11 protein-coding genes are annotated in these 14,189 nt (G+C 73.6%); 3 read left to right on the forward strand and 8 right to left on the reverse strand.

Features of this window, described 5'->3' with window-relative positions:
* Window positions 1–67 precede the first annotated feature (67 nt).
* The 5 genes from ACWGIF_RS23110 to ACWGIF_RS23130 all read right to left on the reverse strand — a co-directional run bounded on the left by ACWGIF_RS23110 (window position 68) and on the right by ACWGIF_RS23130 (window position 5,271).
* A complete protein-coding gene (locus tag ACWGIF_RS23110) occupies window positions 68–484 on the reverse strand; it encodes a VOC family protein (protein ID WP_453500258.1) in 417 nt (138 codons plus the stop codon).
* Window positions 485–494: 10 nt separating this feature from the next.
* Entirely contained in the window at window positions 495–914 is a 420-nt protein-coding gene (locus ACWGIF_RS23115) for a helix-turn-helix transcriptional regulator (protein WP_453500260.1), read from the reverse strand.
* A 91-nt stretch (window positions 915–1,005) separates the two neighbouring features.
* Window positions 1,006–1,362: a DUF1801 domain-containing protein gene (locus ACWGIF_RS23120; RefSeq protein WP_453500262.1), complete on the reverse strand. Its 357-nt coding sequence runs from the start codon at window positions 1,360–1,362 to the stop codon at window positions 1,006–1,008.
* Window positions 1,362–2,321 carry an EamA family transporter gene (locus tag ACWGIF_RS23125; RefSeq protein WP_453500264.1) on the reverse strand — a complete coding sequence of 320 codons (960 nt, stop codon included), beginning with the start codon at window positions 2,319–2,321 and terminating at the stop codon, window positions 1,362–1,364. The genes ACWGIF_RS23120 and ACWGIF_RS23125 overlap by 1 nt, the downstream gene beginning before the upstream one ends.
* A gap of 73 nt (window positions 2,322–2,394) precedes the next feature.
* Window positions 2,395–5,271, reverse strand: a complete 2,877-nt coding sequence (locus ACWGIF_RS23130) for an FAD-binding and (Fe-S)-binding domain-containing protein (protein ID WP_453500266.1) — start codon at window positions 5,269–5,271, stop codon at window positions 2,395–2,397.
* 50 nt (window positions 5,272–5,321) lie between these two features.
* On the opposite strand from ACWGIF_RS23130, the gene serC reads away from it, so the two are divergent.
* Window positions 5,322–6,440 (forward strand): phosphoserine transaminase, encoded by a 1,119-nt coding sequence (gene serC, locus ACWGIF_RS23135; protein WP_453500268.1) that lies wholly within the window; start codon window positions 5,322–5,324, stop codon window positions 6,438–6,440.
* 89 nt (window positions 6,441–6,529) lie between these two features.
* The gene (locus ACWGIF_RS23140) at window positions 6,530–9,727 is read left to right on the forward strand and encodes a sacsin N-terminal ATP-binding-like domain-containing protein (RefSeq protein WP_453500270.1); all 3,198 of its coding nucleotides are present in this window, start codon (window positions 6,530–6,532) and stop codon (window positions 9,725–9,727) included.
* Here the strand turns inward: ACWGIF_RS23140 and ACWGIF_RS23145 are convergent.
* Together ACWGIF_RS23145 and ACWGIF_RS23150 are read right to left on the reverse strand one after the other, a co-directional pair.
* Window positions 9,724–10,518 (reverse strand): SGNH/GDSL hydrolase family protein, encoded by a 795-nt coding sequence (locus ACWGIF_RS23145; RefSeq protein ID WP_453500272.1) that lies wholly within the window; start codon window positions 10,516–10,518, stop codon window positions 9,724–9,726. The genes ACWGIF_RS23140 and ACWGIF_RS23145 overlap by 4 nt on opposite strands.
* Entirely contained in the window at window positions 10,505–11,074 is a 570-nt protein-coding gene (locus ACWGIF_RS23150; protein WP_453500274.1) for a PadR family transcriptional regulator, read from the reverse strand. Before ACWGIF_RS23150 ends, ACWGIF_RS23145 begins: the two co-directional genes overlap by 14 nt.
* A 98-nt stretch (window positions 11,075–11,172) precedes the next feature.
* On the opposite strand from ACWGIF_RS23150, the gene ACWGIF_RS23155 reads away from it, so the two are divergent.
* On the forward strand, window positions 11,173–11,613 hold the full coding sequence (locus ACWGIF_RS23155) for a nuclear transport factor 2 family protein (RefSeq protein ID WP_453500275.1): 441 nt from the start codon (window positions 11,173–11,175) through the stop codon (window positions 11,611–11,613).
* On the opposite strand, the gene ACWGIF_RS23160 is transcribed toward ACWGIF_RS23155, so the two are convergent.
* Entirely contained in the window at window positions 11,610–14,081 is a 2,472-nt protein-coding gene (locus ACWGIF_RS23160; protein ID WP_453500277.1) for an HAD-IC family P-type ATPase, read from the reverse strand. The two genes, ACWGIF_RS23155 and ACWGIF_RS23160, sit on opposite strands and share 4 nt — an antisense overlap.
* Window positions 14,082–14,189 lie beyond the last annotated feature (108 nt).

Raw genomic sequence — 14,189 nt, forward strand, 5'->3', positions numbered from 1 at the left:
GCGACGCACGGTCGCAGCGGCGGCCCGGCCCACCATCCGTGGGCCGGGCCCCTGCCGTGGGCGGTGACTACCGCTTGCGCGGCTGGTTGAAACGCAGCATGTTGCCGGCCGGGTCACGGAACGCGCAGTCGCGGACGCCGTAGGGCTGGTCGATCGGCTCCTGCAGCACCTCGCCGCCGGCCGCCCGGATACGTTCGAAGGTGGCGTCGACGTCGTCGGTGGAGAAGATCACCCCGCGCAGCAGGCCCTTGGCCAGCAGTTCCGCCATCGCCTGCCGGTCGGCGGGGGAGGCGTTGGGGTCGGCGAGCGGCGGTTCGAGGACGATCTCCACGTCCGGCTGGCCGGGCGAGCCCACGGTCACCCAGCGCATCCCCTCGAAACCGACGTCGTTGCGGACCTCCAGGCCGAGGACGTCGCGGTAGAAGGCGAGCGCTTTGTCATGGTCGTCGACTGCGATGAAGCACTGTGCGAGCTTGATGTTCATGCCTTCGACGCTACGAGGCGACGCCGGTTTCCGCTCCTCCGTTCCTGACTGGTCTCGTGAAGATCTTGGCGACGCATGCCGGGATCGCGGCGCCGGCGTCGTGGCGGCGGGCCCGGTAGACGCTCGGGCTCTCGCCGACCAGCTCGGTGAAGCGGGTGCTGAACGACCCGAGCGAGGTACAGCCGACCGCGAAGCACACGTCCGTCACGCTCAAGTCGCCCCGCCGCAGCAGCGCTTTGGCCCGCTCGACGCGGCGGGTCATCAGGTAGCTGTACGGCGTCTCCCCGTAGGCGGCACGGAAGCTGCGGGAGAAGTGCCCCGGCGACATGAGGGCGACGTTCGCCAGCGCGGGAACGTTCAGGGGCTGGGCGTAGTCACGGTCCATCACGTCCCGGGCGCGGCGCAGCCGTACCAGGTCCTCCAGGGTCATGCGCCCAGCATCCCACGGCGTCCGGGGCGTGACCTGCGGGGGGACCGGGGACGGAGCCGGGGGGCGAACGCCGGGGGCAGGCCGGGGGCTCTCAGCAGATCCGGCCCGGTGCCGCCGCGGCCGTCGCCCGCAGGAGGTCGCGGACCAGGGTGAAGTCCATGGTGTCCGGGCGGCGGAAGCGGAGGCAGCCCTTGCCCATGTCGTGGACGGCCAGACGGTCCGCGAAGGCGTCCCGTACATCCGTGCGCAGCAGGTAGAAGGAGATGTACTGCTTCTGATTCGCCCAGGCGATCTCCCCGGCGGTCTCGCCCGGCCGTACGTACACGGGCATTCCGTACGCGATCGACTCCTCGAAGCCCGTCAGCTCCGCGAGGCACAGCTCCCGCAGGCGGACCAGGGCCGGGCGGCGGACCTCCGGGGTCCCGGCCAGGTAGGTGACGACGTCCATCAGGGGGCCTGCTTCCGGATCTGGGAGCGGACCGCGCCCATGCTGGCCGCGATCACGAGGGCGATGGCCAGGGCGTCCAGCGCGGACATGGCCTGGTGGAGGACGAGGAAGCCCGCACTGGCGGCGATGGCCGGCTCCAGGCTCATCAGGATCGCGAAGGTCGGGGCCGGAATCCGCCGCAGGGCGAGCATTTCCAGCGTGTAGGGCAGCACGGACGACAGTACGGCCACGCCGACGCCCAGCGCGAGGGTGCTCGGCACCAGCAGGTCGGAGCCGGCCTCGACGACGCCCAGCGGCAGCGAGAGGACAGCGGCCACCGCCATCGCCAGGGCCAGGCCGTCCGCCTGCGGGAAGCGGCGGCCCGTACGCGCGCTGAACACGATGTACGCCGCCCACATCGCGCCCGCCCCGAGCGCGTAGGCCGCGCCCAGCGGGTCGAGCGAGCCGAAACCGAGACCGCCCCCGCCGTGCCCGGACAGCAGCACCACACCGCCGAGGGCGAGGCCGGCCCACAGCACGTTCACCAGGCGCCGGGAGACGACGACGGAGAGGGCGAGGGGCCCGAGGACCTCCAGGGTGACGGCCGGGCCGAGGGGGATCCGGTCGATGGCCTGGTAGAAGAGCCCGTTCATCCCGGCCAGGGTGACGCCGAAGGCGAGCACCGTGCCCCAGTCGGAGCGTGAGTAGCCGCGGACCTTGGGACGGCACAGGAGCAGCAGCACGAGCGCGGCGGCCGCCAGGCGCAGCGTGACCACGCCCGCCGCGCCCGCCCTCGGCATGATCATGACCGCGAGGGCGGCGCCGAACTGCACCGAGATCCCCGCCGAGATCACCAGCGCGACGGGACCGAGGCCGCGGCCGCGGCCCTGGGCGGGCAGCGGGGCCGACCCCGAGGCGGGCGCGGAGGCGGAGGCGGTCTCGGCGGCCGGGGTGGAGGACGAGGAGGAAGGCGCGGGCATGTATCCAGGTTAAGGGGTCCGTAAGGAGTGTGACTGCATGTCTTGCCTTACAGATGCTCCTGGCAGCCCCTCCTCACAGGCCCTCCGCCAGCAGTTCCGCCAGGTGGCGGGCCCGGACTCCGCCCAGCTGGGCGATCTGCGTCCGGCACGAGAATCCGTCCGCCTGGACCAGGACGTCCCGCCCGGCCGCGCGCAGGGACGGCAGCAGCTGCTCTTCCGCGCAGGCCACCGCGACGTCGTGGTGGCCGGGCTCGAAGCCGAAGTTCCCCGCCAGGCCGCAGCAGCCGCCGCTGAGCTCGCCGACGAGCCCGGCCCGCTCGCGCAGCCGCCGGTCCGCCGCGTCACCGAGGACCGCGTGCTGGTGGCAGTGGGTCTGGCCGGCCACCGCCCGGTCGAGGCGGGGCGGCTGCCAGGTGGGCGCGTACTCCTCCAGGGTCTCGGCGAACGTGCGGACGGCTGCCGCGAGGCGGGCCGCGCGGGGGTCGTCGGGCAGAAGGGCGGGAAGGTCCGTGCGGAGGGCCGCGGCGCAGCTGGGCTCCAGGACGAGGACCGGCGCGCGCAGGTCTCCGACGGTGTCCAGGGTGCGGCGCAGGACCTTGCGGGCGCGGTCCAGGCGGCCCGTGGAGAGGTAGGTCAGGCCGCAGCAGACCGTGCCCCCGCGGGGGACGTCGACGTCCAGGCCGGCCGCCTCGAGGACCCTTGCCGCTGCGCGACCGGTCTCGGGGGCGAGGTATTCCGTGAAGGTGTCGGGCCAGAGGGTGACGAGGGGGGCGGGTGTGGGGGTGGGGGGAGTGGGCGCTGCCCCGACCCGCGCCTGACACGCCGGCGGGGCTGAGAGGGGGCCCGGCCCGGCGGGAAGGTGCGGCGAGCGCGGCGCAGCGTGCGGCGCCGCGCGCTGTGCGCGCCACCAGCGGGTGAACGGCTGGGTGGCCAAGGGCGGCAGGGGGCGTTCGCGGGTCAGGCCCGGGAGGGGGAAGAGGCGGGTCACCGCGTTCGCGGCGGAAGCCATCCGCAGCGCGGCGATCAGGCGGAGCCAGCCCGGCAGGCCACCCAGGGTGTAGTGGGCGAGCGGGCGGACGCGGCCCGCCCAGTGGCGGTGCAGGAACTCCGACTTGTACGCGGCCATGTCCACGCCCACCGGGCAGTCGCTGCGGCACCCCTTGCAGCCCAGGCACAGGTCCAGCGCCTCGGCGACCTCCGCCGAACGCCAGCCGTCCCGCACGATCTCGCCCGCCAGCATCTCGTGCAGCAGCCGGGCCCGGCCACGCGTGGAGTGCTGTTCCTCGCCCGTGGCCCGGTACGAGGGGCACATCACCCCCGGCCCGCCGCTCCCGCCCGCACCCCCGCCCACGGTCCGGCATTTCGCGACGCCGACGCACCGGGCGACCTCGCCCGCGAAGGTGGTGGCCGGCAGCACCGCGAAGCGGAGGTTCTCGTCCAGCCGCGCCGGCCGGACGAGCATCCCCGGGTTCATCCCGCCCGCCGGGTCCCACACGTCCTTGTACGCGCCGAAGAGCCGGATCACCTCCGGCCCGTACATCTTCGGCAGCAGTTCGGCCCGCGCCTGGCCGTCGCCGTGCTCACCCGACAGGGAGCCCCCGTGCGCGACGACCAGATCGGCCAGGTCGGTCGAGAAGGCGCGGAAGCGGGCCAGCCCGTCCGCCGAGACGAGGTCGAAGTCGATCCGCACGTGGACGCACCCCTCGCCGAAGTGCCCGTACGGCGTCCCGTGCAGCCCGTGCTGCGCCAGCAGCGCGCGGAACTCCCGCAGGTACGCGCCCAGCCGGGCCGGCGGCACCGCGCAGTCTTCCCACCCCGGCCAGGCCATCCCCCCTCCCGGCATCCGCGTCGCCGTGCCCGCCGCGTCCTCGCGGATCCGCCACAGCGCCCGCTGCCCCGCCGGGTCCGTGACCACGACCGCGTCGAGCGCGTCGGCGGCCCGTACGAGCGACCGCGCCCCGCCCTCGTCGCGCATCTCCACGAACAGCCAGGCCCGGCCGCGCGGCAGCCCGGCCCGGGCGGCCGCGTCCCCGACCAGGTCCTCGGCCATCCCCTCCACCGTCAGCGGCCCGTACGGGAGCAGACCCGCAGCCGCCTCCGCCGCCGCGCTCTCGTCCGTGTACCCGAGGACGGCCAGGGCCGGCGCGGCCGGCAGCTCCACCAGGCGCACCACCGCCTCCGTCACCACCCCGAGCGTGCCCTCGCTGCCGCAGAACGCCCGCGCGAGCCGCACCCCGCGCTCGGGCAGCAACACGTCCAGGCCGCCGTAGCCCGAGATGCGGCGCGAGAAGCCGGGCGGCATCCCGGTCCGCAGCAGGCCCAGGTGCCCGGCGACCAGTTCGGGCAGACCCTCGGGGGCGCCCGCCCAGCCGGTGGAGATCCGGTGGGAGGTGCCCCCGTAGGCGGTCACCGCCAGCTCGGCCACGTTGTCCGCCGTGGTGCCCCACGCCACCGAGTGGGCTCCGCACGCGTTGTTGCCGATCATGCCGCCGAGGGTGCAGCGGGAGTGCGTGGAGGGGTCCGGCCCGAAGGTCAGCCCGTACGGGCGCACCGCCTCCCGCAGGCGGTCGAGGACCAGACCCGGCTGGACCACGGCCGTGCGGGCGGCCGGATCCACCGAGACGAGGGCGTTCATGTGCCGGGTGAGGTCGAGGACGACCCCGGTCCCGGTGGCCTGCCCGGCGATGGAGGTGCCGCCGCCGCGCGGGACGACGGGGACCCCGGCCTCGGCGCACACGCGCAGCGCGGCCGCCACGTCCTCGTCGTCGCGCGGGGCCACCACGCCCAGAGGTACGCGGCGATAGTTCGAGGCGTCCATGGTCACCAGGGCCCGTGCCGCGGCGCCGAAGTCCACCTCCCCGCGCAGCTGCGCACGCAAGGTCCGCTCGACTTCCCCGGGTGACGTCACGGCTCCCAGCCTGCCACCGTCCACCGTCCCGGTGCGTCTCATCGGGTGGACGCGCTTCCAAGCCGCGGACCTGGACCCGATACGCTCCGCTCGTGGCTGAGATCCAGATTCCCGCTGACATCAAGCCCGCCGACGGACGCTTCGGCGCGGGCCCCTCCAAGGTGCGGACCGAGGCGCTGGACGCCCTCGCCGCCACCGGTACCTCCCTGCTCGGAACCTCACACCGCCAGGCTCCGGTCAAGAACCTGGTCGGCTCGGTCCGCCAGGGCATCCGGGACCTCTTCTCCCTCCCCGAGGGCTATGAGGTGATCCTGGGCAACGGCGGCTCCACCGCCTTCTGGGACATCGCGACCCACGGGCTGATCGAGCAGAAGTCCCAGCACCTGACCTTCGGCGAGTTCTCGTCCAAGTTCGCCAAGGCCGCGAAGCTCGCGCCGTGGCTGGACGCGCCGTCCGTGATCTCCTCCGAGCCGGGCACGCACCCCGAGCCGGTGGCCGAGGCGGGCGTGGACGTGTACGCGTACACCCACAACGAGACCTCGACGGGTGTCGCGGCGCCGGTCAAGCGCGTCGCGGGCGCGGACGCCGGGTCCCTCGTTCTGGTGGACGCGACGTCGGGCGCCGGCGGTCTGCCGGTGGACATCACCGAGTCGGACGTCTACTACTTCGCCCCGCAGAAGTCCTTCGCCTCGGACGGCGGCCTGTGGCTGGCGGCGTTCTCGCCGGCGGCCCTGGAGCGCGCGCAGCGCGTGCACGCCTCCGGCCGGCACATCCCGGAGTTCTTCTCGCTGCCGACGGCGATCGACAACTCGCTGAAGAACCAGACGTACAACACCCCGGCGCTGGCCACCCTCTTCCTGCTGAACCAGCAGCTGGAGTGGATGAACAGCCAGGGCGGCCTGGAGTTCACCACCGGCCGTACGGCGGCCAGCGCGCGCAATCTGTACGGCTGGGCGGAGGCGTCCAAGCACGCGACCCCGTTCGTCGTGGACGCCGACAAGCGCTCCGCCGTCATCGGCACGATCGACTTCTCGGACGACATCGACGCGGCGGCCGTCGCCAAGGTGCTGCGCGCCAACGGCATCGTGGACACCGAGCCGTACCGCAAGCTGGGCCGCAACCAGCTGCGCGTCGCGATGTTCCCGGCGGTCGACCCGGCGGACGTGCAGGCGCTGACGGCCTGCATCGACTACGTGATCGAGAAGCTCTAAGGGCCGGCCTTGGAGCCCTCGGTGACCTCGTGTCGCCGGGGGCTCCGTCGTTCCCGGCGCCGACGTCGTCGTGTTCGCCCACCTCACGGATGGGGCGTGGTCCGTCACGCGCTACCTTCAGGAGTTCGGGTACGGCAATTCTTGGAGGCAGCGGCGTGAGCGTGCGAGTGACGGCGGCCCAGAGCGGCGTGGACCCCTTCGGCACGGCCCGGCTGCGGCGCGGGGTGCTCGACGCCTGGGGTGCGGGTCCGGCCCGTTTCCGCGAGGACGCCAACGCCGAGGAGGACCTCGCGCTCGGCGGCTACCGGGACCGGCTCGTCGTCGAGCTGGCGCAGAACGCCGCCGACGCCGCGGCCCGGGCCAAGGTGCCCGGCCGGCTGCGGCTCACCCTGCACGAGGGCGTGAACGGGCACGCGCTGCTGGCCGTCGCCAACACCGGTGCCCCGCTGGACGCGACGGGCGTGGAGTCGCTGAGCACCCTGCGCGCCTCCGCCAAGCGGGAGTCCGCCGGAGACAGCGTCGGCCGCTTCGGCGTCGGCTTCGCGGCCGTGCTGGCCGTCTCCGACGAGCCCGCGGTGCTCGGCCGCCACGGCGGGGTCCGCTGGTCCCTGGCCGAGGCCCGCGAGCTGGCCCGGGAGGCCGCCGTCGGCAGCCCCGGCCTCGGCGACGAGCTGCGCCGCCGTGACGGGCACGTCCCGCTGCTGCGGCTCCCGCTGCCCGCCGAGGGCACCGCGCCCGAGGGCTACGACACCGTCGTGGTCCTCCCGCTGCGCGACGCCGCCGCTGAGGATCTGGCGGAGCGGCTGCTGACGGGCATCGACGACGCCCTGCTGCTCACCCTGCCCGGGCTGCAGGAGGTCGTCGTGGAGACCCCGGCCGGGGGCACCCGCACGCTGCAGCGCCGCGACGAGGGCCCGTACACCGTCATCGAGGACACCGCGGCGCCCGGCACGGTCGCGAACCGCTGGCGCACCGTGCGCCACGGCGGCCCCATCGAGCGCGCCCTGCTCGCCGACCGGCCCGTGGAGGAGCGGCTGCGGCCCGCCTGGGCGGTGTCCTGGGCCGTGCCCGTCGACGCCGAGGGCGCGCCGATGCGCCCGGCCACCTCGCCCGTCGTCCACGCGCCGACCCCCACCGACGAGCCGCTGGGCATCCCGGCGCTGCTCATCGCGACCCTGCCGCTGGACACCACTCGCCGGCACCCCGCGCCGGGACCGCTGACCGACTTCCTGGTGGAGCGCGCGGCCGACGCGTACGCCGAACTCCTCGGAGCCTGGGACCCGGTGACCACCGCCCTGGTGGACCTGGTCCCCGGCCCGCTCGGCAAGGGCGAGCTGGACGGCGCCCTGCGCGCCGCGATCCTCCGGCGGCTGCCCCGGACGGCCTTCCTCGAACCGGCAGCTCCGCCCGAGCACGCGGAGGAGCGGGGCGCCCTGCGTCCCTTCGAGGCCGAGGTGGTGGAGGGCGCGGGAACGGACACCGTACGCGTCCTCGCCGAGGTCCTGCCGACCCTGCTGCCGGCGGGCCTGGAGCGCCGCGCCGAGCTGCGCACCCTGGGTGTCGGCCGGCTCCCGCTGGGCGAGGCCATCGAGCGGATCGCCGGCATCGAGCGGAGCCCCGACTGGTGGCACCGCCTCTACGACTCCCTCGCCGGGGTCGACCCCGACCGGCTGTCCGGGCTCCCCGTGCCGCTCGCCGACGGCCGCACCGCGATCGGCCCGCGGCACATCCTGCTGCCCTCGGGGGACACGCCCGCGGACCTGGCGCGGCTGGGCCTCAAGGTGGCCCACCCGGACGCGGCGCACCCCCTGCTGGAGAAGCTCGGAGCCCTCCCGGCGACGGCACGGGCCGTCCTGACGACCCCGCAGGTGCGGGCGGCAGTCGCCGCCTCCCTCGACGCCGGGGAGATCTGGGACGAGGACGCGGACACCCTGGACGCCGACGAGCTGGCCGAGGTGGTCCTGGGACTGATCCGGGACGCGGACCTGGCGCCCGGCGACGAGCCGTGGCTGGGTGCGCTGGCCCTCCCGGACGAGGACGGGGAGCTGACCCCGGCGGGCGAACTGCTGCTGCCGGGCTCGCCGCTCGCCTCGGTCATCCGCGAGGACGAGGTCCCGTACGTGGACCTCGACCTGGCGCAGAGGTGGGGCGAGGGCCCGCTGACCGCCTGCGGGGTGCTGGCGGCCTTCCAGCTGGTGCGCGCCACCGATGTGGTCCTGGACCCGGACGAACTGGAGCCCCGCGAGGGGGACTTCGCCGAGCCCGACGACGCGGGCCTGCTGGACGCGGTCGACGTGTGGTGCGAGGACGTCCTGGACCAGCTGCCGGACCTGCCCGTGCCTCCGGTGGCGACCGAGCTGGTCGCCGTCCGCGACCTCGACCTGGTCGACGACGACTGCTGGCCGCAGGCGCTGGCGATGCTCGCGCAGCCGCCGCTGCGCGACGCGCTGACCCAGCCCGTACGCATCCTGCTGCCGGACGGCACCACGCAGTCGGTGCGCCCGTACACCGCCTGGTGGCTGCGCGACCACCCCGTGCTCGACGGCCGCCGCCCGGCGGGTCTGCGCGCGGCGGGCGGCGACCCGCTGCTGGCGGGCCTGTACACCTCGGCGGACGCCACGGGCTTCGAGGACGAGCAGGTCCTGCGGGCCCTGGGCGTACGGACCACCGTCCCGGCCCTCCTCGACGAGCCCGGCGGCGCCGCCGAGCTGCTGGGCCGTCTCGCCGACCCGGACCGCGAGGTGACGGGCCGCCAGCTGCACGGCCTGTACGGCGCGCTGGCCGATCTGGACCCCGAGCAGGTCACCCTCCCGGACGAGCTGCGCGCGGTGGTGGACGGCGAGGTCGTCGTGGTGGACGCGGCCGACGCCGTGATCGCGGACGCCCCGGACCTGCTGCCCCTCACGGCGGGACTGCCGCTGCTGCCGGTCCCCCCGTCCCGCGCGGCGGACCTCGCGGAACTGCTGCAGGTGCGCCGTCTCTCGGAGACGGTCCCGGCGGAGGTGACGACGCCGGGCGAGGAGCACGAGGTCCCGGAGTCGGTACGCGTCCTGCTGGGCCCGGCCACGCCGGCGACCTTCTTCGAGCACGAGGAGCTCGTCGCGGGCGGCACGGAACTCGACTGGCGCCGCACCCCCGACGGCACCCTCCACGCGTCCACCCTGGAGGGCGTGGCGGCCGGTCTCGCCTGGTCGGCGGGCCAGTGGCCGCGCCGCTTCGAGGTGGCGGCCCTGCTGGAGGACCCGTCCCGTACGGCGGAACTGGCGCGGGACCGCTGGTTCGACTAGAGGGTGTCGGAGGGCGTGGCGCTCAGCGGCAGCAGGGCGGGTCGCTTCGCGGTGCGGCCGTCCCCCGAGGAGCGGCCGCGCAGCCGGCGTCCCAGCCAGGGGCCGAGGAATGCGGCCGCCCAGCGCAGTTCGGCCGCCAGGGCCGTCCTGCCCGTGGCGGCCGCCTGCGGCGGCAGGGGATGCGTCCAGCTGTCGTCGCTGCCGGGCAGCCCCACGGCGTGGGCGAGGGCCGCGGCGATCCGTTCGTGGCCGAGGGCGCTGGCGTGGAGCCGGTCATCGGTCCACATCCGCGGGTCGGCCACGGCGGCCGGCCGGGCGGTCTCGGCGACGGTGACCCCGTGCCGGGCGGCCACGACGCGGATGCGGTCGTTGAGATCGGCGATGCGGAATCCGACGGGCCGGGCCAGGGGAACGATCTTCCCCAGGTCGGGGAAAGTCACGGTCACCACATGCGCCCCGGCGGCCGTGAGCGCGGCGAACATCTCCTCCAGGTGCCCGGCGACCTCCACGGCGTCGAACCGCGGCCGGAGCATGTCGTTGACCCCGGCGACGACGGTGGCCAGGTCGGGGCGCAGGGCCAGCGCGGGGCCCAGCTGTTCGGCGCGGACCTGCCCGGCGAGCCGTCCCCGGACGGCCAGATTGGCGTACTGCAGGCCGGGGTTGACGGCCGCGAGATGCCCGGCGAACCGGTCGGCGAAGCCGCGCAGGCCCACGGTGTCGTCCCCGTCTCCGAGGCCCTCGGTCTGGCTGTCCCCCAGCGCGACGTAGCGCAGGTACTCACCCTTCGGCACGGGTCTTCCGCCTTTCCCTGAGAATCGCCGCGCTCCGGCGGCACCAGTCCCGGTGACCCTGCTCGAAGGCCAGGCCGCGCAGGCAGGTCAGGTACCCGCCGATCCGCTCGCCCCGGAGCAGGAACTCCTCCTCGTCCAGGTCGCCGCGCATCTTGCGCGCCACCTTGCCGAGGAGTTCGATCTTGGCGTCGGCCGCCGACGCCCGCTCCTCGAGCTGTTCGATCACGGACGCGCTGCCGATCCGGTCGGCGGTCTGGACCTTGACGAGCAGGTCGTCACGGATGACGAGGGGCTTCGACGCGGCCGCCGCGAACTTCTCCAGCTCGTCGCGCCCGGCGTCGGTGACCTGGAACAGGCGCTTGTTGGGCCGGCCCTCCTGGACCACCTGGCGTCCCTCGACCAGTCCTTCCTTCTCCAGCTTGGCCAGCTCGGCGTAGAGCTGCTGGGGCAGCGCGTGCCAGAAGTTCGCGACGCCGATGCTGAAGGACTTCGCCAGTTCGTAGCCGCTGTACTCGGCGTCCAGCAGCGCCGCCAGTACGGCATGTCGCAAGGCCATCTCGGCAGCCCCTTCCCTTCGCCCGTCCGTGCCTGCATCATACTCATGAATATGACTAGTCAATTCCTTGAGTATGAGGAGGGGCCGTGGAGCCTGTCATGGGAACCGCCGAACGCTTCCGCGCCGCCGTGGAGAAGCGCGATCTCTCCGCACTGGAGGACCTGTTCACCGAGGACGTCCGGCTCTACAGCCCGGTGAAGTTCACCCCCTTCGAGGGCAGGCCCATGGTGCTGGGGCTCTTCGGAGTCCTGCTGCGCGTCTTCGAGGACCTGCGCTACATCGGCCGCTTCGAGGGTGCGGCCGAGACCAGTACCGACGGCGTGGAGGCCCCGTCGGTGATCCTGCCCTTCCGGGCCACCGTGGACGGCAGGCAGATCCACGGCATCGACCAGCTCCAGTTCGACGAGACGGGCCGCGTCAAGGAGTTCACGGTCATGGTCCGCCCCCAGTCCGCCGTCCACGCCCTGGGCCAGGCGGTGCTCGCCGGCCTGGTCGCCGACGGCCTCGCCCAGGGCGTCGAGGTCCCTCCCACGGCCTAGGCCGGGAACCTGCGGTCGACCCACCTGAAGGTGAATTCGATCAGCGTCGCGGCGCCCGCCGCGACCGCCACCGCGATCCACGGCATCGTGGTGCCCTCCAGTTTGAGCTGGAAGAAGTCCTGGAGCCACGGCACGACGAGAACAATCAGGAACGCCCCGCCCATCGCGCCGACCAGGGCCACCCGCCACCAGGTGTAGGGACGGGCGATGATCGCCAGCACCCACATGGAGGTCAGGAACAGCGTGAGCGTCGCCGCGCTGGTCTCGGCCTTCAGGGCGTCCGTGCCGGTGTAGTAGTGGCGGGCGATCAGGTACGTGACGAAGGTGGCCGTGGCCGCGATCACGCCGCCGGGGATCGCGTACCGCATCACCCGTTTCACGAAGTGCGGCTTCGCGCGTTCCTTGTTCGGGGCCAGGGCCAGGAAGAAGGCCGGGATGCCGATGGTGAGCGTGGACAGCAGCGTCAGGTGGCGGGGCAGGAAGGGGTACTCGACCTGCGAGCAGACCACCAGGATGGCCAGCAGCACCGAGTAGACCGTCTTCGTGAGGAAGAGGGTGGCCACGCGGGTGATGTTGCCGATGACCCGGCGGCCCTCGGCGACCACCGAGGGCAGGGTCGAGAAGCTGTTGTTCAGCAGCACGATCTGCGCGACGGCGCGGGTGGCCTCCGAGCCGGAGCCCATGCTCACGCCGATGTCCGCGTCCTTGAGGGCGAGCACGTCGTTGACGCCGTCTCCCGTCATGGCGACCGTGTGGCCCTTGGACTGCAGGGCTCCGACCATGTCCCGCTTCTGCCGAGGGGACACACGGCCGAAGACCGAGTGGGCCACGAGGACCTTCGCCATCTCGGCCTGCTCGGCGGGGAGCTTGCGGGCGTCGACGGTGTTCTCCGCGCCCGGCAGACCCAGCTTGCCGGCGACCGCGCCGACGGAGACCGCGTTGTCGCCGGAGATGACCTTCGCCTTGACGTCCTGGTCCTCGAAGTAGCGCAGCGTGTCGGCGGCGTCGGGGCGCAGCCGCTGGTCCAGGACGACCAGGGCGGTCGGCTTGACGCCGGTGGCGACGGCCTCGTCGTCCAGCTCGCGGCCGGAGCGGGCCAGCAGCAGGACCCGCAGGCCCTGCTCGTTGAGGTCGTCGATCTCCTGGAGGGCCGGGTCCCCGGCGGGCAGCAGCACGTCGGGGGCGCCGAGCAGCCAGGTGTTGTTCTCCCCGTCGCCCTCGCTGAAGCTGGCGCCGCTGTACTTGCGGGCGGAGGAGAAGGGCAGGGACTCGGTGCAGCGCCACTCCGCACTGTCGGGGTAGGCGTCGATGATCGCCTGGAGGCTGGCATTGGGGCGCGGGTCCGACTCGCCGAGGGCGCCGAGCACCTTCTTGACGTACTCCGTCTCCACGCCGCCGAGCGGGCGGAGCTCGGTGACGTCCATGCCGCCCTCGGTGAGGGTGCCGGTCTTGTCGAGGCAGACCACGTCGACCCGGGCGAGGCCCTCGATGGCGGGCAGTTCCTGGACCAGGCACTGCTTGCGGCCGAGCCGGATGACGCCGATCGCGAAGGCCACGGAGGTGAGCAGGACGAGACCCTCGGGGATCATCGGGACGATGCCGCCGACGGTCCGGGCGATGGAGTCCTTGAGGTTGGACTCCTTGACGATCAGCTGGCTGATGATGAGGCCGATGGAGGTCGGGATCATCATCCAGGTGACGTACTTGAGGATGGTGGAGATGCCGGAGCGCAGCTCGGAGTGGACCAGCGTGAAGCGGGAGGCCTCTTCGGCCAGCTGCGCGGCGTAGGCCTCGCGGCCGACCTTGGTGGCGGTGAAGGCGCCGCCGCCGGCCACGACGAAGGAGCCGGACATGACCTGGTCGCCGGGCTTCTTCAGGACGGGGTCGGCCTCGCCGGTCAGCAGGGACTCGTCGATCTCCAGACCGTCCGCCTCGCCGAGGGATCCGTCGACGACGACCTTGTCGCCGGGGCCGAGTTCGATCACGTCGCCCAGGACGATCTCGGAGGTGGAGATCTCCGCGGTCCTGCCGTCGCGGCGCACGCTCGGTTTGGCCTCGCCGATGACGGCGAGGCTGTCGAGGGTCTTCTTGGCGCGCAGTTCCTGGATGATGCCGATGCCGGTGTTCGCGATGATCACGAAGCCGAAGAGGCTGTCCTGGATCGGCGCGACGATGAGCATGATCACCCAGAGCACGCCGATGATCGCGTTGAACCGGGTGAAGACGTTGCCGCGGACGATGTCGACCGTGGAGCGCGAGGAGCGCACCGGGACGTCGTTGACGTCGCCGCGCGCCACGCGTTCGGCCACCTCGGCGGTGGTCAGCCCGCCGGGCTTGAAGCGGGGTGCGGGGGGCTGAACCGGGTGGACCGGGTCGAGCTCCGCGCCCGCGTCGATGGCGGTTCCGGAGGCGCCCGCCCCGCCGCCCGGCTCCGGCCCATCGGATTCGATCCTCGCCCGCTGCGTCATGCATTCGACGTTAAAGGGGGTTCGAACGGTTCACCCCCCGAGCGGCGGGAAGATCCGACCTCGGGATGACCCGGATCGTCCTCGGGTAGGGCACGGGGAGGTGCACCG

The sequence above is a fragment of the Streptomyces sp. NPDC054849 genome, from assembly GCF_053610945.1.

Coding starts and splice junctions, on each gene's coding strand:
- ACWGIF_RS23110 (WP_453500258.1), bottom strand. CDS start 484: ATGAACATCAAGCTCGCACAGTGCTTCATCGCAGTCGACGACCATGAC.
- ACWGIF_RS23115 (WP_453500260.1), bottom strand. CDS start 914: ATGACCCTGGAGGACCTGGTACGGCTGCGCCGCGCCCGGGACGTGATG.
- ACWGIF_RS23120 (WP_453500262.1), bottom strand. CDS start 1,362: ATGGACGTCGTCACCTACCTGGCCGGGACCCCGGAGGTCCGCCGCCCG.
- ACWGIF_RS23125 (WP_453500264.1), bottom strand. CDS start 2,321: ATGCCCGCGCCTTCCTCCTCGTCCTCCACCCCGGCCGCCGAGACCGCC.
- ACWGIF_RS23130 (WP_453500266.1), bottom strand. CDS start 5,271: ATGAGACGCACCGGGACGGTGGACGGTGGCAGGCTGGGAGCCGTGACG.
- ACWGIF_RS23140 (WP_453500270.1), top strand. CDS start 6,530: ATGGGGCGTGGTCCGTCACGCGCTACCTTCAGGAGTTCGGGTACGGCA.
- ACWGIF_RS23150 (WP_453500274.1), bottom strand. CDS start 11,074: ATGGCCTTGCGACATGCCGTACTGGCGGCGCTGCTGGACGCCGAGTAC.
- ACWGIF_RS23155 (WP_453500275.1), top strand. CDS start 11,173: ATGGGAACCGCCGAACGCTTCCGCGCCGCCGTGGAGAAGCGCGATCTC.
- ACWGIF_RS23160 (WP_453500277.1), bottom strand. CDS start 14,081: ATGACGCAGCGGGCGAGGATCGAATCCGATGGGCCGGAGCCGGGCGGC.